This is a genomic window from Agrobacterium larrymoorei (genome assembly GCF_005145045.1).
GTDB lineage: Bacteria > Pseudomonadota > Alphaproteobacteria > Rhizobiales > Rhizobiaceae > Agrobacterium > Agrobacterium larrymoorei.
On sequence record NZ_CP039693.1, the window covers coordinates 43,305 to 68,167 of the forward strand.

Annotated in this window: 25 protein-coding genes and 1 pseudogene; 20 read left to right on the plus strand and 6 right to left on the minus strand. The window is 56.5% G+C overall.

The window, feature by feature from the left end; translation table 11 throughout:
• Window positions 1–332: 332 nt before the first annotated feature.
• The 3 genes from CFBP5473_RS21295 to CFBP5473_RS21305 are packed head-to-tail and all read left to right on the plus strand — an operon-like array spanning window position 333 to window position 2,832.
• Window positions 333–1,523 (plus strand): PfkB family carbohydrate kinase, encoded by a 1,191-nt coding sequence (locus CFBP5473_RS21295; protein ID WP_027676862.1) that lies wholly within the window; start codon window positions 333–335, stop codon window positions 1,521–1,523.
• Complete coding sequence (locus CFBP5473_RS21300; protein WP_027676863.1) at window positions 1,520–2,113, plus strand: 7-cyano-7-deazaguanine synthase; 594 nt, start codon at window positions 1,520–1,522, stop codon at window positions 2,111–2,113. Before CFBP5473_RS21295 ends, CFBP5473_RS21300 begins: the two co-directional genes overlap by 4 nt.
• Complete coding sequence (locus CFBP5473_RS21305) at window positions 2,110–2,832, plus strand: restriction endonuclease (protein WP_051441399.1); 723 nt, start codon at window positions 2,110–2,112, stop codon at window positions 2,830–2,832. The genes CFBP5473_RS21300 and CFBP5473_RS21305 overlap by 4 nt, the downstream gene beginning before the upstream one ends.
• 79 nt (window positions 2,833–2,911) lie before the next feature.
• Here CFBP5473_RS21305 and CFBP5473_RS21310 read toward each other — a convergent pair whose 3' ends face one another.
• Both CFBP5473_RS21310 and CFBP5473_RS21320 read right to left on the minus strand, forming a co-directional pair.
• Entirely contained in the window at window positions 2,912–4,450 is a 1,539-nt protein-coding gene (locus CFBP5473_RS21310; protein ID WP_027676864.1) for an IS3 family transposase, read from the minus strand.
• A gap of 518 nt (window positions 4,451–4,968) precedes the next feature.
• The gene (locus tag CFBP5473_RS21320) at window positions 4,969–5,958 is read right to left on the minus strand and encodes a UvrD-helicase domain-containing protein (protein ID WP_234881908.1); all 990 of its coding nucleotides are present in this window, start codon (window positions 5,956–5,958) and stop codon (window positions 4,969–4,971) included.
• Between CFBP5473_RS21320 and CFBP5473_RS25435 the strand changes: the two genes are divergently transcribed.
• Window positions 5,945–6,271, plus strand: a complete 327-nt coding sequence (locus tag CFBP5473_RS25435) for a hypothetical protein (RefSeq protein ID WP_027676867.1) — start codon at window positions 5,945–5,947, stop codon at window positions 6,269–6,271. The genes CFBP5473_RS21320 and CFBP5473_RS25435 overlap by 14 nt on opposite strands.
• Before the next feature lie 138 nt (window positions 6,272–6,409).
• Here CFBP5473_RS25435 and CFBP5473_RS21325 read toward each other — a convergent pair.
• A pseudogene (locus CFBP5473_RS21325) lies at window positions 6,410–7,423 on the minus strand (nucleotidyl transferase AbiEii/AbiGii toxin family protein).
• Window positions 7,416–8,009 (minus strand): DUF6088 family protein, encoded by a 594-nt coding sequence (locus CFBP5473_RS21330; RefSeq protein ID WP_027676868.1) that lies wholly within the window; start codon window positions 8,007–8,009, stop codon window positions 7,416–7,418. The pseudogene CFBP5473_RS21325 and the gene CFBP5473_RS21330 overlap by 8 nt, the downstream one beginning before the upstream one ends.
• Window positions 8,010–8,217: 208 nt before the next feature.
• On the opposite strand from CFBP5473_RS21330, the gene CFBP5473_RS21335 reads away from it, so the two are divergent.
• The 3 genes from CFBP5473_RS21335 to CFBP5473_RS21350 all read left to right on the plus strand — a co-directional run bounded on the left by CFBP5473_RS21335 (window position 8,218) and on the right by CFBP5473_RS21350 (window position 10,479).
• Window positions 8,218–9,201 carry a helix-turn-helix transcriptional regulator gene (locus CFBP5473_RS21335; protein WP_027676869.1) on the plus strand — a complete coding sequence of 328 codons (984 nt, stop codon included), beginning with the start codon at window positions 8,218–8,220 and terminating at the stop codon, window positions 9,199–9,201.
• A gap of 360 nt (window positions 9,202–9,561) precedes the next feature.
• A complete protein-coding gene (locus CFBP5473_RS21345; protein WP_027676870.1) occupies window positions 9,562–10,197 on the plus strand; it encodes a toll/interleukin-1 receptor domain-containing protein in 636 nt (211 codons plus the stop codon).
• Between the two features lie 18 nt (window positions 10,198–10,215).
• On the plus strand, window positions 10,216–10,479 hold the full coding sequence (locus tag CFBP5473_RS21350; protein ID WP_003551697.1) for a hypothetical protein: 264 nt from the start codon (window positions 10,216–10,218) through the stop codon (window positions 10,477–10,479).
• Between the two features lie 734 nt (window positions 10,480–11,213).
• Here the strand turns inward: CFBP5473_RS21350 and CFBP5473_RS21355 are convergent.
• Together CFBP5473_RS21355 and CFBP5473_RS21360 are read right to left on the minus strand one after the other, a co-directional pair.
• The gene (locus CFBP5473_RS21355) at window positions 11,214–11,858 is read right to left on the minus strand and encodes a DUF1109 domain-containing protein (protein WP_027676871.1); all 645 of its coding nucleotides are present in this window, start codon (window positions 11,856–11,858) and stop codon (window positions 11,214–11,216) included.
• Window positions 11,842–12,396 (minus strand): sigma-70 family RNA polymerase sigma factor, encoded by a 555-nt coding sequence (locus CFBP5473_RS21360; protein ID WP_027676872.1) that lies wholly within the window; start codon window positions 12,394–12,396, stop codon window positions 11,842–11,844. The genes CFBP5473_RS21355 and CFBP5473_RS21360 overlap by 17 nt, the downstream gene beginning before the upstream one ends.
• Window positions 12,397–12,590: 194 nt before the next feature.
• Here CFBP5473_RS21360 and CFBP5473_RS21365 point away from each other — a divergent pair, with 194 nt between their 5' ends.
• From CFBP5473_RS21365 to CFBP5473_RS21425, 13 genes are all read left to right on the plus strand, one after another.
• The gene (locus CFBP5473_RS21365; protein ID WP_027676873.1) at window positions 12,591–12,851 is read left to right on the plus strand and encodes a pentapeptide MXKDX repeat protein; all 261 of its coding nucleotides are present in this window, start codon (window positions 12,591–12,593) and stop codon (window positions 12,849–12,851) included.
• A 78-nt stretch (window positions 12,852–12,929) separates the two neighbouring features.
• Window positions 12,930–13,784: a cytochrome b/b6 domain-containing protein gene (locus CFBP5473_RS21370; RefSeq protein WP_027676874.1), complete on the plus strand. Its 855-nt coding sequence runs from the start codon at window positions 12,930–12,932 to the stop codon at window positions 13,782–13,784.
• Window positions 13,781–14,557: a molybdopterin-binding protein gene (locus tag CFBP5473_RS21375; RefSeq protein WP_027676875.1), complete on the plus strand. Its 777-nt coding sequence runs from the start codon at window positions 13,781–13,783 to the stop codon at window positions 14,555–14,557. The genes CFBP5473_RS21370 and CFBP5473_RS21375 overlap by 4 nt, the downstream gene beginning before the upstream one ends.
• A gap of 90 nt (window positions 14,558–14,647) precedes the next feature.
• Window positions 14,648–15,265: a hypothetical protein gene (locus CFBP5473_RS21380; protein WP_027676876.1), complete on the plus strand. Its 618-nt coding sequence runs from the start codon at window positions 14,648–14,650 to the stop codon at window positions 15,263–15,265.
• A gap of 881 nt (window positions 15,266–16,146) precedes the next feature.
• Entirely contained in the window at window positions 16,147–16,689 is a 543-nt protein-coding gene (locus CFBP5473_RS21385) for a sigma-70 family RNA polymerase sigma factor (RefSeq protein WP_027676877.1), read from the plus strand.
• The gene (locus CFBP5473_RS21390) at window positions 16,686–17,399 is read left to right on the plus strand and encodes an anti-sigma factor (protein ID WP_027676878.1); all 714 of its coding nucleotides are present in this window, start codon (window positions 16,686–16,688) and stop codon (window positions 17,397–17,399) included. Before CFBP5473_RS21385 ends, CFBP5473_RS21390 begins: the two co-directional genes overlap by 4 nt.
• 72 nt (window positions 17,400–17,471) lie before the next feature.
• Complete coding sequence (locus CFBP5473_RS21395; RefSeq protein WP_234881910.1) at window positions 17,472–17,885, plus strand: DoxX family protein; 414 nt, start codon at window positions 17,472–17,474, stop codon at window positions 17,883–17,885.
• Between the two features lie 131 nt (window positions 17,886–18,016).
• Window positions 18,017–18,574: a fasciclin domain-containing protein gene (locus CFBP5473_RS21400; protein ID WP_027676880.1), complete on the plus strand. Its 558-nt coding sequence runs from the start codon at window positions 18,017–18,019 to the stop codon at window positions 18,572–18,574.
• A 790-nt stretch (window positions 18,575–19,364) separates the two neighbouring features.
• The gene (gene tnpA, locus CFBP5473_RS21405; RefSeq protein ID WP_136954364.1) at window positions 19,365–19,706 is read left to right on the plus strand and encodes an IS66-like element accessory protein TnpA; all 342 of its coding nucleotides are present in this window, start codon (window positions 19,365–19,367) and stop codon (window positions 19,704–19,706) included.
• The gene (gene tnpB, locus CFBP5473_RS21410; RefSeq protein ID WP_012478004.1) at window positions 19,703–20,050 is read left to right on the plus strand and encodes an IS66 family insertion sequence element accessory protein TnpB; all 348 of its coding nucleotides are present in this window, start codon (window positions 19,703–19,705) and stop codon (window positions 20,048–20,050) included. The genes tnpA and tnpB overlap by 4 nt, the downstream gene beginning before the upstream one ends.
• A 78-nt stretch (window positions 20,051–20,128) precedes the next feature.
• On the plus strand, window positions 20,129–21,787 hold the full coding sequence (gene tnpC, locus CFBP5473_RS21415; RefSeq protein ID WP_136954363.1) for an IS66 family transposase: 1,659 nt from the start codon (window positions 20,129–20,131) through the stop codon (window positions 21,785–21,787).
• The gene (locus CFBP5473_RS21420) at window positions 21,787–22,371 is read left to right on the plus strand and encodes a plasmid pRiA4b ORF-3 family protein (RefSeq protein ID WP_136954362.1); all 585 of its coding nucleotides are present in this window, start codon (window positions 21,787–21,789) and stop codon (window positions 22,369–22,371) included. The genes tnpC and CFBP5473_RS21420 overlap by 1 nt, the downstream gene beginning before the upstream one ends.
• A 401-nt stretch (window positions 22,372–22,772) precedes the next feature.
• Window positions 22,773–24,677 carry a HAMP domain-containing methyl-accepting chemotaxis protein gene (locus CFBP5473_RS21425; RefSeq protein ID WP_027677289.1) on the plus strand — a complete coding sequence of 635 codons (1,905 nt, stop codon included), beginning with the start codon at window positions 22,773–22,775 and terminating at the stop codon, window positions 24,675–24,677.
• Window positions 24,678–24,863 lie beyond the last annotated feature (186 nt).

The following is a 24,863-nucleotide window of genomic DNA, read 5'->3' on the forward strand; positions in this document are numbered from 1 at the left end:
CAGTCGGGCAAAAAGGGCGCTTCGACAGGGGCAGGCGGCGCTTTCGAGTCTTCTGATCCTTGTGCGATTGCGTTCGACGTCAATCTCAGCGGCGTCAATGTTATAGTAGCGGCCGGCGTTTCGGTGGGGACAGCGCTTCAGGTCGTCCTCACGGTCAGCAATGGTTTCGATGTCGTGGTTTGCCAGACCGCCGCCGGCCTAGTCGTCGGCTCATTGGCGGCTTTCCCGGGCCTGGCGACTTTAGTCGGCTGCCTGCGCAGCGGTCGACGTTACATCGCGCAGGTTACGGTCCTCAATGGTACGATCGTCACTGTCCACGTGGAGCTAGCGCCGTGATAGTGGCGGGTGGTACGTATCGGGAGATTTGCGACAACCCACGCTGGGACCGCTTCTTCGGGTCGGGTCTTCGAGCAGCCGCGGCGATCACAGAGCTTTCCAAGGATGTGACGCTTGCAACATACGCGCCGCCGGAATGGGCGGAAGACATCGCCATGTCTGCAGCCGCGTTCGGCGTGAAGGCGCTAATCACCGAATGCCGGATGCCGGCGACCTTTCGATACTTCCATCAGCTATCCACGGCGGAGCTCGAATACGACGGCGAGTTGGACATCGAGCCCTTACGCGTAGAAGGCGATGCCGTGCTGCGTTTCGGAATGGTCGCGGGAAGTGCGATCGTAAGAGCTAAGTATGCCGTTTTTGACCCGCAGACAGGAGCTGACCCCGAGTCCTTCCATTCCAACGGCTCTGTTGCCGAGCACTTGGCCATCGTTTTGAATGGCTGGGAAGCAAGCCAGACGACAGGCGTTCCTCTGGAGGGGGCTGGCTCTATCATCCTCGCCCGCGAGAATGCCGATGTAGTCATCATTAAACTCGGACCTCGGGGAGCGATCGTTCACTCGAGGGGCCGCAGCTCCGTGCTCGTTCCTCCTTATCGATCTGACAGCGTTTTCAAGATCGGGTCAGGTGATGTCTTCAGCGCGGCTTTTGCCTACTACTGGGGCGAGGCGGGGCTGCCACCCGATGAGGCGGCCGACGCAGCATCTCGCTCGGTCGCGCATTTCGTGGACGGGCACCGGTTGCCACTTTCGGGTATCGAGGCACTCTGCCATGGCGACGCCTATTCGCCGCGGGAATTGCCGAGGCAGCTCTATCTCGCTGGACCGTTCTTCGCCTTGCCTCAGCGTTGGCTCATCGAGGAAACGCGCGACATCCTGACGTCGATGGGCGTACCAGTCTTCTCTCCGCTTCACGATGTCGGTACCGCCAAGTCGGCCCACGACCTGGCGTCCGGAGATCTCGCTGGTCTGGATGAGAGTGCGGTGGTCCTCGCACTCCTCGACGGTGCCGACCCAGGGACGATTTTCGAAGTCGGTTACGCTCGGAAGGCCGGAATTCCCGTGGTCGGATATTCCGAACAACTCGACCCGCTTCACCTCACGATGTTCGAGGGGACAGGCTGCGTAATGGAAAGCGATTACACCACGGCCGTCTATAAGGCCGCCATGAAGGCATGGTCAGCATGAGACTACTACTCTTCTCGGGTGGTCTGGACTCAACGGCGTTGGCATGGTCGCAGCGACCTGACTTATGTCTTACAGTCGATTACGGGCAAAGGCCGGCGCAGGGAGAAATCCGGGCGGCTTCCGGGCTTTCGGGGTTAATGGGGCTTCGCCATGAGGTCGTGACAGTTGATCTGGCTCACCTCGGGTCTGGATCGCTGGCAGGCTCGGAAACCGCGACCGTTGGATCAGCTCCCGAGTGGTGGCCATACAGAAATCAAATGCTGATCACGCTGGCCGCGATGAAATTTGTAGGGCAGGGCCTCAAGGAAATCATGTTTGGTGCCGTCGCGACTGACGTTCACGCAGACGGTAAAAAACCGTTCGTCGATGCTATCAGCTCGCTGGTCTCGCTACAGGAAGGCGCTGTGCGTGTCACTGCGCCTGCCATCGACAGCGACCCTGTCGATCTCATCAGAGGCTCTGGCCTTCCCGCGTCGTTACTGGGGGCGACTTTCTCCTGCCATGTTGCCGAATACCCTTGCGGGCGTTGCCGGGGATGCGAGAAGCATAGCGATACTATGCGCGAACTTGCTGGGGCTGCTCATCCATGAGTTCAGTTGTCCCATGGCGACAATACCAAAGGGATGTTGCCGACCACTTCCAGCAGCTCGGATTCTCAGTCGCCGTTGAAGAAAAAGTCGAAGGAGCCCGCGGAAGCCATGTCGTCGATGTCGTCGCTAGGATTGAGATGTTTGGCGTTTCAGTCTGCTGGATCGTCGAATGCAAGCTCTGGAACCGACCTGTCGAAAAGGAGAACGTGCTCACCTTGTATCAGATCGCTCAGGACGTGGGTGCGGACAGAGCGTTCCTGATGTCGGAGAGCGGTTTCCAGGCTGGGGCTGTCCGGTCCATTGCCAACACCAACGTCACACTGGCTAGCGTGGAGGAGTTGAGCGAGCTTAGCCAGCTAGCTCTGGCGAAATTGATCATCGCGAGCTTGAGAAAAGACATTTTCGCGGCTCGCCACCGGCTTTATCCGATCCTCTGGGCGATACAGGACAACCCCTCCGATGATATGAGAATTACCTACACCATAGTCGTGGATCTGCTTGGTGCTTGCATGGCGATGGAGATGGCTTTGAATCGGGCAGCCGGCAATGTCTATCCCTTCCGATATAACGCTGATTTCACCAGAAGCCCGCTGGTGATCGTAAACAGCGAGATCGAACTTGTAAGGCAGATATCAATTGACATGGCCGAGGTCACAGACCGGGTAGTGAGGGTTGAAGGGGATTACCAAGGTCTGGTCGAAGCCTGCACCGACACTTAATGAAGGCTGGGTGTGTTTCGGCATGGAATATTGACCCCTCTGGTGGGGTGAGGGGATGCGGATAAAAAGTTGGACTGATTTATGGGTTAAGGCCAAGGCTTCTTCGATACTCGATTGGGCTGAGTGATCCCAGCGATATCTTGATCCGCTTCTCATTGTACCAGCGGATATAAGCGTCTACTTCGGCAACGAACTGTTCGATTGTAATAGTCTTCCAGTCTCGGGGATAGAAGAGCTCGGTTTTCATCCGGCCGAAGAAGCCTTCGCATGCGGCGTTGTCTTGCGAGCAACCCTTTCGGGACATTGAACGAACCAGTTTCGCTTCGCTGATCCGTGTTAGCCAGCCGGGCCAGCGATAATGAGCTCCGCGATCGGAATGGACGATTGGCCGTTTCTCTGCTTCGGTCACGGTCTCGATCGCTGCATCTAGCATAGTATTGACCAGCTCCGCATCTGGTTGCGTTCCAATCGACCAACTGATGACCATGCCGTCGAAGCAATCGATGATTGGCGAAAGGTAGACTTTCCCGGCTGGGATCTGGAACTCGGTGATGTCTGTCAGCCACTTCACATTCGGCGCTTTTGCATGGAAGTCGCGATTGATCAGGTTCTCGGGTGCTGGAGTTATTTCTCCCAGGTATGATCCGAAACGCCGTCGGCGCGGTCTGGGTACGACCAAGCACTCCTGCTTCATCAATCGCTGGACAACCTTTTCCGAGATGATCACACTTTTCCTGGCCAGTGACGCCTGCAGCCTACGATAACCGTAACAACGACGGTTTGCTTCAAAGATTTCCACAAGGCTGTGCCGGACGGCAGCATACTTGTCTGCCAGACACATGCGCATGCGATGGTAAAAGTATGAGCTTCGAGCAATTCGCAACTGGACGAGTAGTTCTGGCAGGCGATAGGTATCCTTAAGGGCGTCAATCAGCTGTGTTTTCTCCCGATTACTCAGGGTCAGCAGATCGACGCCCAGGCCTTTTTTTAGAAGTTCGTTGGCTTTCTTCAAGAGATCATGTTCGAGTTGTAACTGGCGGACATCACGCTGGAGGGCTTCAAGCTGTCGTTCGAGCTCCTCGCGTTCTGGTATCTTGGATTTGGTGTTGCGGCGTTTCATGGATGAAGAAGCCTCATGACCGAGTAGCTGATCTTTCCAGTTGTACAACGTCGGCCTGCATACGCCCAGTCGGTGCGCTACTCGTTGGGCACTTTCCTCTCCACTGCATAGCTCGATGACACCGACCTGTTTCAAACTCTCAGGATAGGCCGGACGCCACGATCGACCGACTATGGATGTCTTCGTTTCCGGAAATGCTTCTCGAACCCAAGCCGTCAAGGTTCCACGACCGGGGTAACCCACGGCTCGCATCGTCGCAGAGATACAGCGATCGTGAGTGCGGTAGTGCTCAAGCGCTGCCTGCTTCTGTTCACTGGAATATTTTGGCGTTCGAGCCGGATAGCGAACACACAGATCACGACGCTGCTCGTACTCGCGGTACCAGCTTTTTAGAGCATTCTTGGTGGGATAACCCAACTGGCGAATGGTCGCCTTAGCCCGCTTGCCAAGCCTGATGTAAAGCTCAACGGCTCGAAGTCTGTCTGCGTAGGAATACATGAACTACCTCCTGGTGGTCCAAGTTTTCGTCCGCATCCCCACGGGGTCAACATTCCAAGCCGATTGACACCGTCGGGGTTTGAAGCGCGATACTCTTCCCATAGGATTTGGAGCGTAACACCAGGCTTCTTGAGCTCGACGGCAAGTTCGGCCCATATCGGTTCCGTTCGCCGTCGGGTGCCTTGCTTGACACCATTGCGGGCGAAAAGCTTGTTCTCGATAGCATCATCGGTCAGGTCACCTGGCAACGGCCAGGTCAAGCCGATCTCGGCTGCTCGCCGTAAATTATCCTGCACCGTGCTGCGCGCTATTCCCAACACGACCGCAATCTCACGGGAGCTGGTCCCGCTTCCGGCAAGCCGCAGCATCTGTCGTAACTGTCTCATGGTCAGCCTTCTCTTTGCTGGCATCAAAATCTCCACGTTGCACGTGGTCCATTTGATGCCAAAGTTGCTGACCCAGGGGGTATTCTTCAGTGCCGAAAATCGGCCGGTCTTTGATTGGAATCGTGGCCGGCTTCAAATCGGAATGGTGGCCGGTCTTTGATCGGAATGCCGGCCGGCTTCACGTCGGAATCCGCAGCTATCGATAGCAAGATGCTCATGGATGGTGTTGCTTGCCGGGTAATAGAAGTCGGGATGCACATGTCTGATCGTCCCGTCTTCGTCCTCCGTGGCAACTTGGCGCTCGTATTGAAACTCGACTGTATTGAGCCACAGCCAGTTCGCTATCGTCTGCTCTTGCAAAGACCTGACGTAAACCCCACCAAATGCGCCGATAGACGCTTCGCTACCACGCCGACGCGCCGAGATGTAGCGGTCATAGTCCGCATCGCTGTCAAACACGGAGGCAGGAATATCGGCTTTCGGATAGAGTACCAGAAGCTCAATCCAGACCTTGGCAAAGCTCGCGTCCGATTGCATCAAGTCTTCGATGATCTTGGAAATGACCCGTGCCTCGCCAGCAGGATGTTCCACCCAGTTCGCCAATTGCGGTGGCTTGCCCTCTACCAGTTTGATGATATCCCGACCGAGAGCGTGAAAAGTCGTGACCTTGCATTGCAGATCCGCCGGCTGGACGCCAAGCTGATGCGTTATTCGTTCCTTCAGCTCTTCAGCCGCGGTCCTATTGTAGGCGAGAACAAGGATTTCCTCTGGTTGATATAGTCCCTTGTCCAGTACGTAGGCAACCTTGCCGACCATCGTCGCCGACTTGCCGGACCCTGCGGACGCGATCAAGAGATTGCTGTCTTCCAACCGAATACAGGATTCCCTCTGTTGGTCCGACAACGATCGGCCATCGAGATTGTCGAAGAATGCGGCGTATCTGGTGAGCTCAGTCGCAACGAATTCGTTGTTGTACCGATGGCGTCGGTCGGGATCGGTCAGGAAGGACAGGGACCGTGGAAGGTTGGCCTCCATTGCCTCTGTTATGCCGTCTGCTTCAAACAATGGGTGGGAAAGTGCTGCGGCGGCTGGGCCAGAAACACTTGCGATGGCTTGCGCCATCCGCCTGTGCCAGGTATTGCCTCCTTCTCTCGATCAAGGGCTCAAGTTTCGCATCTACCTCTTTCAAAGCCTCCTGATCCGACCCGATGAGTTCGACCAGGTAGCGATTGATGAACCTGTGGAGGTCGTTGGCGAGCCGGCTCGCGGCCTCTTCGCCGAGGCACGACAGAGTTTCGACATGACTGCGCGTGCGGATTTCAACCGTATGCCAAAGCAGGGCCTTTTTAATCCTGATGTCGGTAATGTCCAGACATTGCAGCTTGGCCCGCGTAACGTTATGCAGTTCGACGCAGCCCGCCGTCGCCTTCGGTAACCGGAGCTTCCATCTGCCGGAAGGAAGTAGACGAGCGAAAAGGCCGGGCCGATAGGTGGTGTAACGATTGAAAATCACGGGTCGGCCATTGCGTGAATTGTCATCTCATTTGGCTTCCCGCGATCATGGACGCTTTTCTCAGCCGCCAGCATTGGCCTTGTCTTGGATTTTGGCGCATCGGGCGAGGAGTTCGTCGAAGGTCTCCGCCTCATCGAGCAGAAGGCCGTCTTCCAGCATCCGGGCGTAATCCTGTTCGAGAACCGCCCTCCCTTCGCCGGAAGGTGTCAGCTGCAGTCCTCCACCCACGGCGGCGTCGTAGTCGATCGGCGTTCTGTCAGCCGCCTTCTCAGCGAAAAACATCGATTTGTGCTGTGCCACCGACTTGGCCAACACGCGATCAGCGATTGCGCTATCGGCGACGCCTATATCGTCGAGACGAACGATATCGTGCCAGTGGCGTGAAAAGCGCTCTCCGCGGAGCCGTTCCTGCAGGCAGAAGACGTGGATTGCCGTCGCCTTTTCCCAGAATGTGCGTTCGGCATGCATGACCCGCGGTTTCGCGGTGGGAAACTCGATGCCATCCACAAGGCCCGCAGCGTCTCACGAAATGTCCCGAACGCTTGCCGGCTCTCCGGTCGATCGAGCTCCAAACTCCAGCATCACGCTTGGAGCGACATAGCCGGATCCTCCACCAATTGCTTCGTAGTCGATGAATAGCTTGTCGGCTTCGACCCGGACGGTGGCTGGAAGTGACTGGGCGCTGATTACGTCGACAATGAGCGGGCTCACGGTCTCGGATACCCAGACCGGCAAACGCTTGCGGACTTCGCTCGACCAGCGCTTTTCCTCGCTTCTGGTTTTCGGCAACGCCTCCTCGTTCTCCCCCAAGAGATCATGAGCGAGCGTACGGATATCGTAGGTTAGGTCAACATCTTCCGAAAACCTGCGGATGGCGTTGTAGGCTTTAGTGAGGGACGTGCCGCCTTTGAAGACGAGGTGGTCACCGAGCGCCGTTCCATAGAGGGTTTGAAGCGCCCAGACGACCCAGGCGTCCTTTTCCAGAAGATGGATCGGCCGCCTAGCCTTCTCTGCGGCGATCGCAAGAACATCTCTCCGATCGTCCGGGGACAGCTGCAAAAACTGTTCAGCCATAAGCGGCCTTTCCTACACTGCGGGCAAGCCAGCTGGGAAACTGAGGGGCGGCGGCTACGAGTTCACCGAACGCCTCGGCGGAAAGCTTCCGCTTGATGCTCGGAAGTGCCTCTTCGGCCCTTTCCGGGCCAAGCCACGCCAACGCCCGGACCGCTAGACCGGCAGGCTTGTTTGCCAAGGCGAGCTGCCAGCGCGGCACGTGTTTCAACTCGACCGTCTGGCTACCGACAATCATGGTTCGGCTGCGTCCGGATGTGAAGTATACGGACCGGACCGGTACCTGAGTGGACAGGCCCAGCGAGTTTGCAGCCGCAGCGCCATTAGAGACGATTACCTCGCCACGCTGGTGTGCAACGGCTTCAACGGCCTGCTCGACCGTCGGCGGGCGGCTTCCGAACCGGCTCTTGATCGCCTTGAGATAGATCCCGCGACCGGCCCGAACGAGTTCGCCGCGTTCATGCAGACGCGACAATGCCTGGTCCACCGCCGCTCGCTTTCCCAAATGCAGGAAGGCCTTCGCGGACAGCGCCGTTCCTTCGGGCAGCTGTTCGGCATGGGCCATGATCTGTGTTGTCAGTCGTTGCATGGCAGTCCTCCTGTCAGAAATATATGAGGTTTTCTGACAGATTGCAATGTGCATCCCTCAATCATGAGGAGAAGCGCACAATGAGACACTGATCAGGGTAGCGGGCCCAGCCGTAGTCACTGATCGATGTTACGTGAACGCCTGTCGACAGGCCCAGAGTTCAGCCATAGCGTGTAGGCATACATTTTTGTCCAACAGGAATCACTTAATGCCTTTTTCCAAGTCTCAGGACCTTATACGCCTTGCACGGATGGCCACTACGAGGCGGGCCGGCGTTAGCCTCAATGATATCCGCGAAGAATTTAGTATCTCGCATCGAATAGCACAGCGCATGACTGAAGCGCTTGAGGCAGTGTTTCTCAATGTGGAAGCGTTCGCTGGCCCTGATCGTAGGCGGCGGTGGCGGATCGCCGATCCGGTAATAGAAAAACTTCAATTGCGGCAAGAGACAGCGGTCGAAGCGTTGGAGATCGCAAGCAGAACAGCCCAAAGCGATGGCCGTTTGCGCCACGCTACTGCGCTAGATGACGTTCGCAGAGGATTGCTCGCTCGCCTTACGTCAAAAGATGCTACTCGAACGGAGGCAGATGTCGAAGCAGTCCTGCTTGGAATGGGATCGGTCGCACGCCCTGGACCGCGCGTCAATTTGGTCCCAACTGTTGTTGACGCTGTTATCGAGTCTCTGCGTGGTCCATTCAGGCTGCGGATGCGGTACGGAGATATCGATGCACCAGAAAGGATCGTCGAGCCTCATGGTTTTTTACTTGGGCATCGAAACTACCTCGTAGCGCGCCAGCCAGAACGAGGTGACGAAATGAGAAATTTCCGTATGGATAGGATACGGAGCGCCCAGTGCTTAGACGAGAGCTTCAACATCGCGTCCGGTTTTTCGCTTGAAGACTATACCGCAAGATCGTTCGGTGTTTACCAGAATCCGAAGCAATACGACGAAGTCATCTGGCGTTTCGCTTCACATGCCGCAGCGCGGGCGGCTGAATTCTCCTTTCACCCAAAGCAAATCGTCGAGCCGCAAGAAGATGGAAGCTTGATAGTTCGTTTTCATGCAGCAGGCTGGCTTGAAATGGCATGGTACCTCTATTCATGGGGCGATGCAGTCGAGGTAGTCGCGCCCAAAGGGCTGCGTAACTTCATTGAAAACCACCGCAGAACTGACTTCGATTCATTGCCTTAAGCCATGTGGACGCCCGCTTTAATGCTGTTGCTATCTCGTGATTTCACAGGGTGACAGTTTTTGACACCCACGATCCTTTATAGTCCGAATGTACCGGCTCCCACCGCAATTAAAGGAGATGAAAGATGGCAAAAGGAAAAGGAAGTAACTTCCGCAGCGCAATCACTGGACAATTTGTTACGGCCCGGAGTGGACGTTCGAATCCGAGAACGACCGTGCGAGAAGCGAAAGACGGAGGGAGCACAGGTGGCGTTTACAGGAGTGCTATTTCTGGCAGGTTTGTGACCACAAAATATGGCAAGTCGCACCCGCGTACGACGATCAAAGATAGCTGATCACCACGTCTGAGAGGATTTTTCAATGGCAAGATGTACAGCGCCGAGTGAAGGGCACCGTTCAGCGAATGCGGCCGCCAACTGCCCAGCATGCCGTGGTAGCAGCCGCTATGGTGGCTATCGCAGCTACAGCAGCGGTTACGGATCGTATCCCTCCTATTCACCTGCAACCAGTTCTTCGTCGGTAGGTAGCAGCGGAGGATCAGGTCGTGTCAGAGCAAAATGGTCGAAGGTTGGTTCGACGATCTTGTATACACCTACAGAGGTACGCGCGCTTACGCCAATCCGAGAAACGGCCGAGAACCGCGCGGGATTACCTGATCTGCTCGAAGCACGTGGCGTATCGGTCTGGTTTAGCGAGAAGGATGTTGCTCTTGGCACGTCGCTGCTTCGCGAGATCGACAGAGGCTTGGTAAAGTCGCGGGTCGGTATCATTTTGGTAACACCGGCATTGCTCCGCCGTCTTCCAACAGCCGGTGTTGCTGACAAGGAGCTTTCAGCGCTCTTGGCAACCGAACAGCTCGTGCCCATCGTCCATAATACGACCTATGAAGCCCTCCGCAACGTCAGCCCCCTTTTGGCTTCACGCAGCGGGTTGAGCACCGGGGAAAATTCGATGGCAATGGTAGCAGATAAACTCGCCGAGCTCGTTGCGACCTAGCGTTATAGGAACACGTCAGTGCTGAAAACTGATACCCGTCAGGCCAACTGGCGTCGAGCCAATCCAGCCAAGTATGATGCTCACCTTGCCGTCCAGAGGGCGGTGAAGGCTGGTGATCTGGAGAAACAATCATGTGAAGTCTGCGGAAACCAAGTGGTAGACGCTCATCATGACAGATATGATGAGCCCCTCAAAGTGCGCTGGCTGTGCAGACTACATCATACCCGCCTACACCACCGCGGCGAGGATATGTTCCCAATCCGTTTTCGAGATAGCTCGTAACAAATTCTCGAATGTTCTCAAGCTGGTAGATCTCCAAATGCGGGTTCTTGGTTCATATCCCTTCAAGGCGGTGGCTACGGCAGCGTTGCTGCCAATAGCAGTCGTCGCCACCCTTTCAAACATCGCGTTTGGCACGGTGGCGACGCAGGGTGGTTACGCCGTAACTTGATCATTCCGGGTTTTGTGTGTTTTACGTCTGCTGGATACGATGAGGATGATGGACCCCGCGACACCCGATACCAGCGACCCCATGAGTATCCCGATCCCGATGCTCGCTTACCGGACGGGTAAAGACACAGACCGTGTCAGGTCGATTGGCCGGTCCAACATTCACTTGTAGACTTTCCGTCTTTCCGTGTTGACGTCGATTGGAGAGCTTCATCACATGGCTCAATCAACCCACGCCCGATGGCCAAACGCCGCCTTGACCTTAGAGACGAGGGCTGCCGTTGAAAGTTTTACTCTGAAAACATTCGTCCATTTGAGTATGGCGATGGCCGAATTTGGCGCGTGCTCGCTTCCACAACACGTATTGGTGCGATGACGCTTGCGGGCAAACGTTGGCATACCCGGTACTAGCCGTCATCGCAGACATAAATTGCTGCTCGTTTAATAGACTTCGGCAATGTTATCAGCTGGGCGAGCGCCTGTTATCTGCCGCTCAGGAGCTTTGAGGGACAGCTCCGGACGGTCCGAGTTTGCCGAAAGCCAGCTCGGCCATCTCAACGATCGCGCTACCAGCGCAAGAGGCGCGTGCCGAGCGCCATGCCGATCAGGCCGCATATAACAATACCGAGCGAGTACCACAGCGCCACGAATGGAAGGCCGTTTTCGATACATGCCCAGGAATAGGTCCACCCCCCTACGGCCCCTGCCATCATGCCAGCGGTAAATCCGGCGAGCCGATATCGCGTCGGTGCGCAACGTCGCAAGAACCAGATATTGGCGGCGAAGACGGGAGCGGCGGATGCGACAATGATCAGTGGGCAGAACCAGTAGGAGACGCCGAAAATCAACTTTGGATAGTCCATAGCTGGCGATGCATGCAACTGCCAGAGTCCCAGCATTGCCAGTAGCATATAGATGCCGATTGAGGCCAAGCCTGCCGATTTCGGCAGCCCACCGGGGCGCGCGACAATCAACACCGCGTAGATACCATTGATCGCCAGCGCCAGCGGGTAGAATGATTTCACCCAGAAGGCGGGAAGAGACATTGCCGAGATTATGTCTGGACGCAAACCGTGCAGGAACAGGATAAATGCACCAGACAGCAAGACACCAGGCAGCAGCGCCTTTGTTAGTAAGCGGAGAAGAGCATGCGGCCGTACAGGCTGCAGTTCTCTCGCCAGGCCGTCGATCAGATCATCCGTTTTCGCCACGTTCGCCTCTCAATCTCGCAGCCAGCGCTTTGATGCCGCGATGAACGCTGACCTTGACCATTGCCTCCGTCTTGCCACTGGCAACTGCCGCCTCGGCGACCGAACGACCCTCCAACCTGACGCGCCGGATCAATTCGCTTTGCCACGCCGGAATGCCAGAGAGCAATCGCTCCACATCCATGCTCGCGAGGATCGCGTCTTCGGAGTAGCCGTCCGCAATGCCCTCCACCAATTCCAGGCTGACAACCGATCGCCCGCCTCGTCGCCGGTGGTGATCGACCAGCTTGTGACGTGCGATGGTAAAGAACCAGGCCGTGAACGGTCTCTCGCGATCGTAGGTGATCCGGCGCTGATGCAGCGCCAGAAGCGTATCCTGGACCAGATCGTCCGTGTCCTGCGCGTTCGACGCCAGCCGTCGCTTGAAATAGGTCTCCAGCAGATGCCGCAAAATACCGAGCAGGCAGCGATAGGCATTCTCGTCCCCGTCAAGGGACAGAAGCATCAACGCCTTTAGCTCGAATTCGCTCATCGCTATCATGTCTTCCAGCTTCATACGGCCCTATGGCGAAACGGTTACACAGCATTGGTGGTAAAATCGAGAAAAGTTCAGCCCCACCGAGTTCATGATCACAACGGCGTGATGACTGTTACCAATTCCCGCCTTCCGCGAATGAGCCTGGTGTGAACCTTCGGCGCAAACACGCGGCGAGCACATCAAACGGGAGACGCATCATGACTATTCGTTCCTTCACTGTCGCCATCGGCGCCGTCATTCTTGGTCTTTCCTTTGCGGCAGGCACCGCCGAGGCTCAGTCCTCCGACGCAATGAAAAAGACCGATACCATGAAGATGGATACGATGAAGAAGGACAACATGAAGACCGATAGCATGAAGATGGCTGGCAACAAGACCGACTGTATGCACAAGGCCGGCATGGAAAAGGACTCGATGAAAAAGTCCAACATGATGAAGAAATGCGACGCGATGAAATGATCCTGTCCGCCCCCGCGAAACGTAACTTTTGCGGGGGCGGTTTCGTATCGACGATAACGCTGGCGCTCGAGGGAAATTATGGATGCGACCGCACAACCCGTCACTGGAAAACGAATTCTTATCAAGCGACACAGTCTGACCGTACGCCTATCGCACTGGTTAACCGTTCTGTGCATGACCGTGCTGCTGTTTAGCGGACTGCAAATCTTCAACGCGCATCCGGCTCTCTATTGGGGTCAATATGGCGCCGATGACGACCCGGCTTTCATTGCCATGGACGCGGTGCAGGACGGCGACTGGGTAAAGGGCATGACCCGCATCGGCGACGTCTCTTTTGAGACCACCGGCTTCCTTGGCGTGTCCAATGTCGATGGGGAGCTCACGGCCCGCGGCTTTCCCGCCTGGCTGACGCTGCCGAGCTATCAGGATCTCGCCACCGGTCGGCGCTGGCACTTTTTCTTTGCCTGGCTCTTCGTCATCAACGGACTGATTTACATTGCCTATGGTTTCATTGCCCGTCATTTCCATCGGGACCTTTTGCCTAGGCGCGGTGAACTAGCGGCATCGCACCTCGTTCGAGAGGTGGCTGATCATGCTTGTCTGCGCTTTCCGAAAGGCGAAAAAGCGCGTCACTACAATGCTCTGCAGAAGCTCACCTATCTTCTGGTTATCTTTTTTCTGCTTCCCTTGATGATTGCAACCGGGCTGACAATGTCACCGGGTTTCAATGCCTTCGCGCCTTGGCTTCTGGATCTGTTTGGCGGTCGACAGTCGGCCCGGACACTGCATTTCATCACAGCCAGCGGGCTGATCGCCTTTGTCGTCATTCACATCGTGATGGTTCTGGTCTCCGGCGTATTGAATAATATGCGCTCGATGATCACCGGACGTTATGTCATCATCGAAGAGCAGGAAGGGGAGTTCAAGCCATGAGCCGTCTCATTACCCGTCGCCGTTTCCTGATCGGATCAACGCTCACTGCATCCGCACTCGGCCTGAGTGGCTGCGACGCGCTCGTTCAGAACGATAAGGTTCAGACAACCCTGAAACTCGCCGAGGGCCTGACGAAGCGTGCGCAGCGCTTGCTGATCGGCGACAACACCTTGGCGCGCGAGTATACGCTCGCGGACATCTCGCCAGGTTTTCGCGCCAACGGCACAAGCATGCCCGACGGCGCGCAATATCATCAATTGTTGTCGACGCAATTTTTGCAGTGGCAGTTGGAGGTCGGTGGCCTCGTCGAGCGCCCAATCAAATTCTCCCTTGCAACCCTGAAGGCAATGCCGGCACGCAGCCAGATCACACGCCACGACTGCGTCGAAGGCTGGAGCGCGATCGGTCAGTGGACAGGTGTGCCGCTCGCTGCCGTTCTGGACAAGGTCAGCCTCAAGCCGGAAGCGCGTTATATCGTCTTTTACTGTGCCGACGAGTACGAAAAGACCCTGGATGGCAGCGGCTGGTATTACGAGAGCATCGATCTCGTTGATGCTTTTCATCCTCAAACCATTCTCGCCCATTCCATGAACGGGCGAGATCTCGAAGTCGCGCATGGCGCGCCGCTACGGCTGAGGGTCGAGCGGCAGCTTGGTTACAAGCAGGCTAAATATCTGATGCGCATCGAGGCCGTCGCGGATTTCTCCAATCTCTACGGCGGAAATGGCGGCTTCTGGGAGGATCGCGGCTACGAGTGGTACGCCGGAATATAGGTCGAATTCAGATTTCCATAGCCAGCGGATTTTTCAGCCCGCCTCCGCCGGTCCTTCAGCAGACAGGGTTTGAAACACAAAGGAAGCACAATGTTCTCAATCTCGAAAACAGGTTTTACCATTTTCGCCGGCGCGCTGGTCGCGTTGACGCTCGGCGGTGGCGCCAAGGCCGCCGATCAGGTTCGTGTCCGTGGCACCGTCGAAAGCCTTCAGGGCAACATGTTGTCCGTCAAAACGCGTGAAGGCAGCAGCGCAAAGATCATGCTGAAGGACGGCTGGAAGCTCTCCGGCGTCGCCAAGGCATCGGTTGATGATATCAAGCCAGGTGACTTCGTCGGTATTGCATCACTGCCAACAGCGAGCGGGGGCGATGGCGCTTTGGAAGTGCTGATCTTTCCTTCAGCGATGAAAGGCACAGGCGAGGGGAGCTACGCCTGGGACCTGAAGCCAAACAGCTCGATGACCAATGCGACTGTTGCCGACGCCGTAAAGTCTGTTGACGGTCATGCGGTGACCGTTAGCTACAAGGGTAAGGAGAAGAAGATCACCATTCCGGATGGCACGCCGGTTGTCACTTTTGCCAATGCTGCGGAAACCGACATCAAGCCTGGCGCAACCGTTTTCGTGCCCTCCGAAAAGGCAGACGACGGTTCGATGTCGAGCGGTCGTGTGGTTGTCGGCACGAATGGTGTCGTTCCGCCGATGTGAGCGGAGGTGACCGCCTCAGGTAGACAGAGACCGTCGGACGATAAAGGCCGGCGGTCGAAACATGCCAACAGGCGGAGCGCTTGGCTCGATACTCAAGCAAGGTTGGCAAGTATTGCCGTCCAGAGAGTGATTAAGGCTGACGTGACTGGTCCTCGCCGAACCGCCGTCGGCGAAGCGCTCAGAAGCGACCGCCTGACCCGACCATAAGCGGCCGTATATCGCCTCGCTTCGGCCATGCGAAATACCGTCTATCGGCGAGTCCGGCGTGGGCCGTGGAAGAATTTACAGAAACCAAGGGGAAAATTGAGGAAGGCAGGAGGATTGCTGAAACTAATGGTTCGCCGCGTTCGTAACTCGTCGGAAAGCAAGGCCTGAACGTGGGAGCGAAAGGTCGCGCAAGGCGCTCAGGATCAAAGCGCGCTGCTGAACTCGCGGGATTGCTCTGCTTCGGAATCGAATAGACCAGTATCGGCTGGAGGCCATGGCAATGTCGGAGTTGACCACATGAGGACCTGTCCCATTGCCCATCCTGCCACGCTCATAGTGTTCGTCGCGATCAGCTTCTGCCGGTTAAGCATCATGGAGAGCCGCTTTCGCTCCTTGCCATTGGATCGATCGGGCAACACTCAGAAGCCATTCGACGGTGCTGACGCCCGGGGGCTGATCGGGAGAACTCTTCTATCGACAGTTACGGCAGGATCCGGTTTCTGGCTCATTCGACGCCAGTTGAAAACCTTTGATGCGTCGCGATGAACAATATTCGGGCCAATCGCCGATCATGGACTGACAGAAGTAGCGTCTTTGTCGGGTCTACCGCCCGTCGCTCCTTGTTTTTTCCAGAAGCCACCTCCTATATGGTTGGAGTGGCAAGGTTTTCTTCAATGCAAAGCAACGACATCGAAGTTTTGATCAATCGTGTCGCGATGGGAGACCGCGCCGCCTTTGTCGCACTTTACCAGGCGACTAGCCCAAAATTGATGGGCGTATGTTTGCGCATCCTTAAAAATCGCAGCGATGCTGAAGAGGCGCTGCAAGAAATATACATCAAGATCTGGCAACGTGCGAAAACCTTCGCGACCGGACATAGCGGTCCGTTTGCGTGGCTTGCGACAATCGCGCGCAACCACGCGATCGATACGATCCGCGCCCGCAAACCAGTTTCCGATGATCTCGACGCAGCATATGATCTTGCGGATGACACAACCCCGAACCCAGAGCAGCGCATGGGCATCGTCGATGAGGGCCGCAGGATCGACAGATGCATGGCAGAGCTCGATCCGGCACATGCCAGCGCAGTTCGTCGCGCCTATGTCGAGGGCCTGAGCTACACCGAACTTGCAGACGACCTGCGGGTCCCGCTGAATACGGTGCGCACCTGGCTGCGCCGTAGTCTCCTCAAGCTTAAGGAGTGCATCCAGCGATGACGCGTGATCCTGGCTCAAGCGAGCACTCTAAAGATGAAATCCTGGCAGGCGAATATGTCTTGGGTGTTCTGTCCATCGAAGGAAGAAGGATGGTCGAGCGCCGCATGGCCGGCGATGAGGCGTTTTCGCAAATCGTTGCGCGCTGGCAGGCCGACATGGAGTCCTTCAATCAGGACTACGACGAAGTAACGCCTCGCGCCGCCGTGCTGGAACAGCTTGAACAGCGTCTCTTCGCAGCACCGCAGACGAATAAGGTGAACGTCAGCCTTTGGAATTCAATGGCTTTCTGGCGTTGGCTTTCACTCGGCACCTCCGTAGCCGCTGCTGCCGCCCTGATCTACGCGTCGGGTATCGCGTCGCCACCTTCTCGGGATGGTAAGCTGGTTGCGGAACTCTCGGCACCCAGTAATTCCGTCAACATGCTGGCGTCCTACGATGCTGAAAGCGGGCGAATGCGCATCGTACCTGTCGCGGCAGGGCGCGCGCAGGAGAAATCGCTGGAGCTCTGGCTTGTCCCTGGGCAAGGGGATCCCTTCTCGCTCGGCATATTGCCGGCAGATACGGGCGGAGAACTGGTCATTCCATCGGACATGCGTGATCGTCTGAGCGGGGGCGCAACGCTTGCAGTATCGCTGGAACCGTTCGGCGGCTCGCCCACAGGCAAGCCGACCGGAGCGATCGTGGCGAGCGGCACGGCAAGAAGCCTCTGAGCTTTCGCTTTCCGGTGCGATGGGCTGCGCGATGGCACAAGGCACCTATTTGGAGGGGAGATGGGATACTCCGTGGCTGCCTATCTGAGGACGGAAGCTTGCCGGCGCAAATGCGCGACAGGGCTCGCCTGCCTGTATGGCTTCGTCGGCACGATGCACCTTCTGTGGCCGACGCCATTTCTGAAAATCACGCCGGATTGGGTTCCGTCGCCGCATTTGGTGATTTTGCTGACAGGTCTCTGCGAAGTCGCTGGTGCGGTGGGGATCGTAACCGCACGACTTCAGCGGGCCGCAGGCATTGGTCTGGCGCTTTATGCGGTCTGTGTTTTTCCGGCGAATATCAAACACGCGATCGATGCGCTTTCTGGTGACCCGTCGGTGTGGGAGTGGATCTACCACCTTTTGCGCCTACCCCTCCAGCCCGTCCTGATATGGTTGCCTTTGTTTGCTGGCCGCGTGGTGAGGTGGCCACAGCAAGCGAGATGATCGTGTAAAATAATTTGACGGCTCTGAAACTTCTTCTCAAGCCGTTCCGTAACCTTCTTGTCCCGGAAGAGGGAAGCCGACCCTTAGGAGATGCAGCCTTGCATCTGGGTGATCGGCCAGGAGGAATCACCATGTTCAAGCTCGCAATCCGTTTCGCAGCCTGCGCCACCGCAATCGCGATCGCTGCTGGCAGCGCGTACGCAGCCAATCCAAAGGTCGGCGGCGCCGCGATGTACGAAGACAAGAACATCGTGGAAAACGCGATGAACTCGAAGGACCACACGACGCTTGTGGCCGCCGTCAAGGCAGCCGGCCTGGTCGAGACGCTGCAAGGAAAGGGGCCATTTACCGTGTTCGCCCCGACGAATGAAGCGTTCGCAGCTCTTCCCAAGGGAACCGTCGACACACTCCTGAAGCCTGAGAACAAGGCACAGTTGACCAAGGTCCTGACCTGCCACGTCGTCGCAGCCAATGCCATGTCAACGGCGATCGAGAAGATGATCAAGGACGACAAGGGCACTCATGACGTCAAGACCGTCGGTGGCTGCGTTTTGAAGGCCAAGGAAAGCATGGGCAAGATTACGCTGACCGATGAAAACGGCAATGTCGCGCATGTCACGATCGCCGACGTGAAGCAGTCGAACGGCGTCATTCACGTCATCGACAAGGTGCTTCTGCCAAAGATGTAATTTGCGTCCTTGAATTGAGATAAAGCCGGATCGCAAACCGGCTTTATTTTCATTGAGCCAAGGCCCGCAGCAGGCTTGCTTTAATTAGCTGAACAGCAAACCGTCCAGCAATGCGTCAAGTTTTCCTCGGCACGATCGACCTGTCCGATTTCGCTTATTTATTGTCGACGGGGGCAACAAGAGGGTCGGTGGTTCGATTCGGTTCAAGAGCAATGGTACGACTCGATATTTCGACATGCCTGTAAGGTTCGACTTCTCTTGCTCTGGGGCAGGTCGGCAAGGCGCCACCCCCTTTCCCGCTCCTTTTAACCGTTTAGAGAGCAAGGTCGGCGAGACGTAGTAGATCTTCAAGTTCAGCTTGCTCACCGGAATCGATCGCAATTCCATGGATGCTCCGACGCATATTTCCACCCGAACGTTCAGTGGCGCTTGAAGATTACACAACTCTGCGTTTGCTATCGACGAGATAAGATCGAGTTCCGAACCGTCGCTTCTGAGACCAATCATAAACTCGTCTCCACCAAGTCTACCGACTAGGTTACAAGGCGCGCATCGGAAACGAACCGCACCAGCGACTTGCAGCGTTTAGACAACGTTAGCGAATTCTTTGCCGTGATCCATCAGGCTCTCCGATTGACCGATCGTAACGAAAGATGTCTGCCTCGCAAGACCATCAAAACAGCTCACACGTTTTGATCGGTATCCCTCCGGCGTGGACCGCCTTGCGAGTTTTTGGCGATAACGTGATTTTGCGCTCTTGAGAGTGGACTTAAGAGCGCAATGAGGAACTATGGCACAGGCCATTTTGCTGACGGGTCAAGAACGGCGTCGTCGTTGGTCACCGGACCGACGGCTGGAAATTCTGGAGGCAGCATTTGCTCCTGGGGCAAATGTCTCGGAGGTAGCGCGTCGTTTTGATGTTTCGACGGGGCTGCTCTACACGTGGCGGCGCCAAGCGCTGACTGTGAAAGATGGGCCTGCTTTTGTGCCGGCAACAGTTCTGGATGTTTCTAGCGGTGGCGATGGTGGTGCGGCAACCATAGTTGTGGACTTTGCGAACTGTATCAAGGTGAGGATTGCCTCCGGCGTGCCTTGTGATCTTGCCGCTGCAGTGATGCGAGCGCTCAAATGATCCCGATCAGTTCGAGCGTGCGGGTTTGGATTGCGAGCGGCCATTGCGATATGCGCAAGGGAATGCAGGGTCTTGCTCTGATCGTGCAGGAAGGTCTTGGTCGTGATCCGTTCAAGGGGGACGTTTTTGTTTTCCGCGGTAAAAGCGGCCGGCTGATCAAGGCTCTTTGGCATGACGGAATTGGGCTTTCGCTGTACGCAAAGCGGCTCGAGCGTGGCCGTTTTATTTGGCCGGTGACTGAGGGCGGAGCAATTGCGCTGACGGCTGGCCAGATGTCCTACTTGCTTGAGGGAATTGACTGGCGAAACCCGCAGCAGACATGGCGTCCGACGAGCGCTGGATAGCGAATTTTGGCGAGGATTTGCCGCCATTGCCATCAAGAAAAGCTGTGCAAATCAGGGGTTTTGTGATTCACTTCGAGCATGGAACCGGGCTTCGAAAATCACCGCGATCATGCTGCTGCTCTTGAAGCAGAATTGGCGACAGCGCGGGCGGAGCGTGCTGCTGCTTTGGCCGAATTGGCTGTTGCCAAGGCCAAGGAGGCCGACGATCAGGCCATCATTCTTCGCCAGAAAGTCTATATCGAAAAGCTGCAACGGGAGCTTCGCGGTCAGAAGTCGGAACGGACGGCGCGGCTGATTGCGCAGATGGAGCTGATGCTGGAGGACGCCGAAGCGACGGCGACCGAAGATGAGCTTGCCGCCGAAATGGCCGTTGCTGCAGCATCTGCGATTGCGGTCACCGGCTTTACGCGCAAGCGGCCGGTCAAGAAGCCATTCCCGGAACATCTGCCGCGTGAGCGTGTTGTGGTGCCAGGGCCGGTTGCCTGCAGTTGCTGTGGCGGTGAACGGCTTCGCAAGCTCGGCGAAGACATCACCGAAACGATGGAGAGCGTACCGCGGAGCTGGAAGGTCATTCAGACGGTGCGGGAAAAGTTCACCTGCCGTGACTGCGAGAAGATCAGCCAGGCACCTGCACCCTTCCATGTCATCCCGAGAGGATGGGCGGGGCCAAGCCTTTTGGCGATGATGCTCTGCGACAAGTTCGGCCAGCATATTCCCCTCAATCGCCAGGTCGAACGTTTTGCCTTGGAGGGTGTGCCGATCAGCCTGTCGACTGCAGCAGACGCGATTGGTGCGTGCTGCCAGGTCCTTGACCCGCTGGTGCGACGGATTGAAAGCCATACGTTCGCGTCTGAACGGATCCACGGTGATGACACGACCGTGCCGGTTCTAGCTCTCGGCAAGACCGCAACCGGCCGGATATGGAGCTATGTCAGGGACGATGCTCCGTTCGGCGGAACGGCTCCACCGTCGGTGATGTTCTATTATTCCCGGGACCGGGCCGGCGAACATCCACAGGCACATCTGGCCAATTATAGCGGTATCCTTCAGGCGGACGCCTATACCGGCTATGGCCAGCTCTATCTTCCTGATCGAAGTCCGGGCCCGATTTATGAAGCGGCGTGTTGGGCGCATGCCAGGCGGCCATTCTTTGCGCAAGCCGATCTGGAGGCCAATGCGCGCCGAAAAGGGCAGGGTAAAAGTGCCGCCGTTATCTCACCAATCGCCTTGAACATGGTGCAGCGGATCGACGCGCTGTTCGAGATCGAACGCCAGATCAATGGCCGCACTGCCGATGAGAGAAAAGCGATCCGCCAGCAATTATCAAAGCCGTTGATCGACGAGATGGAAATATGGATACGCGACCACCGCGCCAGGTTGCCGCGTGACAACGACCTGGCAAAGGCATTTGACTATATGCTGAACCGCTGGGAATCCTTCACCCGCTTCCTCGACGACGGCCGGATTTGCCTGTCGAACAATTGCGCGGAGCGATCTCTGCGTGGTGTGGCCCTTGGACGAAAAGCCTGGCTATTTGCCGGTTCCGACCGCGGAGGGCAAAGGGCGGCAGCCATGTACAGCCTGATCGTCACCGCGAAAATGAACCGCACTGATCCACAGACCTGGCTTGCAGATGTTCTCGCCCGCATCGCCGATCATCCTGCCAGCCTGATCGATGAACTTCTTCCCTGGAATTGGCGGAACCCCGCAACAAAATCTCTGCAGCAGGCGGCCTGATGGCAGGTCCTCTCGTTCGCTTGAAGATCACGCTCGATGACGTTGATCCCTTGGTGATGCGGCGCGTTGTCGTGCCGTTCCGCATTCGGCTCGACCGGCTTCATGATGTTCTCCAGCAGGCTTTCGGCTGGACCAACAGTCATCTCTATGAGTTCAGGATCCGTGACATCGGATTCGGCGTGCCTGATGGCGGCTTTGATGACCCCATTGATGCTCGCAAGGAAACGCTTCTTGCCGCCATCGAAGATATCGGCGCGAAGTCATTCAAGTATCTCTATGACTTCGGTGACGGCTGGACGCACACAGTGAAAATCGAAAAGACCTTTCCGGCTACCCCCGGCTTTGATGATCCTTTCCTTCTCGAGGCTGTCGGAAGGTGCCCGCCAGAGGATGTTGGCGGCCCTTGGGGCTATGAAGAGTTCCGTGAGGCTATTGCCGACGTCAACCATGAGCGACATCAAGAACTGCTCGAATGGTGGGGAAGTTCAGACTACGACCCCAGCCAGGCCGATGCAAGAAATCTCGGCAAAAACGTCGAGGCTCTGGCTGCGAAATGGAAGCGCAGATCGCGCAAAAAAACCTGACACTGCGGTCCTCGGCGAATGCTTACTTTGATCGCGACATCGGTATCAAAGCAGCAATCTTCGAAAAATGATTGGCAATAAAAACCAGAAATCCAAATATTGACGTTACGCCATGCGGCTTATTTTCATCTACTCAAGGCGATAAGGCGAGATAAAGCGCATCCTCCGAGTGCAAGTACATCGCACAAGGCTATCGAATGCACATCTTTGGATTGGCTTTTGACCAAGATTGCGGCAAGATTAGCATTAATGGGCTGCATATTGCCTATTTTTAAGGCGCCGTCATACCTAGTTCATTGCTAATTAATAATTATAGATGAATAGTAATATCCGAAATGCTCTCTGTCACAGATTAACCAGTCTTGGAAGGCACGATGCCGAGTGCCAGTAAAAGGATAGCTATGTCTATTCGCGTAAAAATACTTTCATGTATCTTAGTGCTAGTTTCAATACTCGCAGCAACCTTCGCATTCAGTCTCTACTCTCTCGAGGAGCAGGGCAATAGGACCCACAGCATTGTGGCTGACCGCGTTGTACCGATGGGTCAATTGAAGTCTATTTCTGATGATTACGCCGTCAAGATTGTTGATACTGTGCACAAGGTCAGTGCTGGCACAATGACCGGCGCGGAGGGCAGCCGCAATATTAGCGAAGCCATGGCGGATATCGACAAATCCTGGAACGCTTATACGGCGACCTATCTGACTGACGACGAAAAGAGGCTTGTCGCGGAATTCGAGGCAATTCGTAAAACCGCGGATGCGAAGATCAACGCGATTGGCCCACTTCTGTCCAGCGGAGACAACGCGGCCATCAACACCTTTGCCGATGGTCCGCTTTATAGCATTGTCGATCCATTGAGTGACTCGATTTCAAAGCTCATCGCCATCCAGCTTACCGCGGCGTTGGACGTGATGAGAACGGGCGATGAGGTCCAGTCGCTGACTTCTAATACGATGATCGTGCTTGGTATCATTGCAGCAGTCACCACAGTCATCTCGACTTTGATCGTGCAGCGCGGTGTCATCAAACCACTTAACGCCATGACCGGCACCATGTCGGCGCTCACATCCGGCAAGCTTGATCTTGAGATCGCCGGCGCAGAGCGTAGTGACGAAATTGGGCAAATGGCACGCAATGTCGTGATTTTCCGCGACAACGCTATCGAGCGTATCCGTCTCGAACAGGAAGCCGATGCCAATCGCAGCCTGTCGGAGAAAGAACGCATGGCGCGTGAGGAGCAGAAGGCTCGGGAAGCGGCTGATACGCAGTTCGCCGTCGATAATCTTGCCGATGCGCTTTCCCGCCTGTCGGATGGCGATGTGTCCTACCGCATCAGCCAGCCGTTTGCCCAGCATCTCGATGTCGTGCGCGGCAACTTCAATGCCTCTGCCGAGAAGCTCCAGTCAGCGCTTTCGCGTGTCGCCAACAACGCCCGCGGCATCGACGCCGGTGCCAATGAAATCCGCTCAGCGGCAGACGATCTGGCCAAGCGCACCGAGCAGCAGGCCGCATCGGTCGAAGAAACCGCAGCGGCTCTGGAAGAGATCACCACCACGGTGAAGGACTCGACCAAGCGTGCGCAGGAAGCCGGTCAGCTGGTCGCCCGCGCCCGGACCGGTGCCGAACAGTCCGGCAATGTGGTGCGCAAGGCCGTTATCGCCATGGAGCAGATCGAGAAGTCTTCGTCTGAAATCTCCAACATCATCAGCGTCATCGACGAGATCGCCTTCCAGACCAATCTGCTGGCGCTGAATGCAGGCGTGGAAGCGGCGCGTGCGGGTGAGGCGGGTAAGGGCTTTGCCGTGGTTGCGCAGGAAGTGCGTGAACTTGCTCAGCGCTCCGCCTCTGCGGCCAAGGACATCAAGGCGTTGATCACCACCTCCAACGCGCAGGTTCAGGAAGGCGTGGAACTCGTCGGTGAAACCGGCAAGGCGCTGGAAACCATCGTCGCGGAAGTGCAGGAAATCAACCGGCATGTGATGGCGATCGTGGAATCGGCGCAGGAGCAGTCTTCGGGCCTCCAGCAGATCAACACGGCTGTGAACCAGATGGACCAGGACACGCAGAAGAACGCGGCAATGGTGGAAGAATCTACCGCCGCCAGCCACGGTCTGGCTCGTGAAGCGGCCTCGCTCAACCAGTTGCTCGGCCAGTTCAAGCTTGCCGGTTCCTACGACGCCCCGGTTCGCACAGCAACACAGGCCGAACGCCCGGCCCCGTCACCAGCCCGCGCAATTGGCCGGAAAATCGCCTCCGCCTTCAATGGCAATGCGGCGGTGAAGCAGGATTGGGAAGAGTTTTGAGCCAAAGACTCAAGATCAACCATAGTGACGATAAGGCCGCCCACTCTCGTAATGGGCGGCTTAGTATTGTGTATGTCGCACGTCTCTGGCGCAGATCGTATGGTGAAGACCCTTCCGCAATGCGCCTCGTTCACAACCAAGTCACGACAGGTAACGAGCAGCGCTTCCTGACCATCCTGGTATGCA

What these genes read in the sequence shown, in the direction of transcription:
- tnpA (WP_136954364.1), top strand. Translation starts at nt 19,365, where the DNA reads ATGGCACAGGCCATTTTGCTGACGGGTCAAGAACGGCGTCGTCGTTGG.
- CFBP5473_RS21375 (WP_027676875.1), top strand. Translation starts at nt 13,781, where the DNA reads ATGAGCCGTCTCATTACCCGTCGCCGTTTCCTGATCGGATCAACGCTC.
- CFBP5473_RS21385 (WP_027676877.1), top strand. Translation starts at nt 16,147, where the DNA reads ATGCAAAGCAACGACATCGAAGTTTTGATCAATCGTGTCGCGATGGGA.
- CFBP5473_RS21330 (WP_027676868.1), bottom strand. Translation starts at nt 8,009, where the DNA reads ATGCAACGACTGACAACACAGATCATGGCCCATGCCGAACAGCTGCCC.
- CFBP5473_RS21370 (WP_027676874.1), top strand. Translation starts at nt 12,930, where the DNA reads ATGGATGCGACCGCACAACCCGTCACTGGAAAACGAATTCTTATCAAG.
- CFBP5473_RS21305 (WP_051441399.1), top strand. Translation starts at nt 2,110, where the DNA reads ATGAGTTCAGTTGTCCCATGGCGACAATACCAAAGGGATGTTGCCGAC.
- tnpC (WP_136954363.1), top strand. Translation starts at nt 20,129, where the DNA reads ATGGAACCGGGCTTCGAAAATCACCGCGATCATGCTGCTGCTCTTGAA.
- CFBP5473_RS21400 (WP_027676880.1), top strand. Translation starts at nt 18,017, where the DNA reads ATGTTCAAGCTCGCAATCCGTTTCGCAGCCTGCGCCACCGCAATCGCG.
- CFBP5473_RS21425 (WP_027677289.1), top strand. Translation starts at nt 22,773, where the DNA reads ATGTCTATTCGCGTAAAAATACTTTCATGTATCTTAGTGCTAGTTTCA.
- CFBP5473_RS21420 (WP_136954362.1), top strand. Translation starts at nt 21,787, where the DNA reads ATGGCAGGTCCTCTCGTTCGCTTGAAGATCACGCTCGATGACGTTGAT.
- CFBP5473_RS21360 (WP_027676872.1), bottom strand. Translation starts at nt 12,396, where the DNA reads ATGATAGCGATGAGCGAATTCGAGCTAAAGGCGTTGATGCTTCTGTCC.
- CFBP5473_RS21390 (WP_027676878.1), top strand. Translation starts at nt 16,686, where the DNA reads ATGACGCGTGATCCTGGCTCAAGCGAGCACTCTAAAGATGAAATCCTG.
- tnpB (WP_012478004.1), top strand. Translation starts at nt 19,703, where the DNA reads ATGATCCCGATCAGTTCGAGCGTGCGGGTTTGGATTGCGAGCGGCCAT.
- CFBP5473_RS21335 (WP_027676869.1), top strand. Translation starts at nt 8,218, where the DNA reads ATGCCTTTTTCCAAGTCTCAGGACCTTATACGCCTTGCACGGATGGCC.
- CFBP5473_RS21365 (WP_027676873.1), top strand. Translation starts at nt 12,591, where the DNA reads ATGACTATTCGTTCCTTCACTGTCGCCATCGGCGCCGTCATTCTTGGT.
- CFBP5473_RS21380 (WP_027676876.1), top strand. Translation starts at nt 14,648, where the DNA reads ATGTTCTCAATCTCGAAAACAGGTTTTACCATTTTCGCCGGCGCGCTG.
- CFBP5473_RS21310 (WP_027676864.1), bottom strand. Translation starts at nt 4,450, where the DNA reads ATGTATTCCTACGCAGACAGACTTCGAGCCGTTGAGCTTTACATCAGG.
- CFBP5473_RS25435 (WP_027676867.1), top strand. Translation starts at nt 5,945, where the DNA reads ATGGCTTGCGCCATCCGCCTGTGCCAGGTATTGCCTCCTTCTCTCGAT.
- CFBP5473_RS21320 (WP_234881908.1), bottom strand. Translation starts at nt 5,958, where the DNA reads ATGGCGCAAGCCATCGCAAGTGTTTCTGGCCCAGCCGCCGCAGCACTT.
- CFBP5473_RS21300 (WP_027676863.1), top strand. Translation starts at nt 1,520, where the DNA reads ATGAGACTACTACTCTTCTCGGGTGGTCTGGACTCAACGGCGTTGGCA.
- CFBP5473_RS21345 (WP_027676870.1), top strand. Translation starts at nt 9,562, where the DNA reads ATGGCAAGATGTACAGCGCCGAGTGAAGGGCACCGTTCAGCGAATGCG.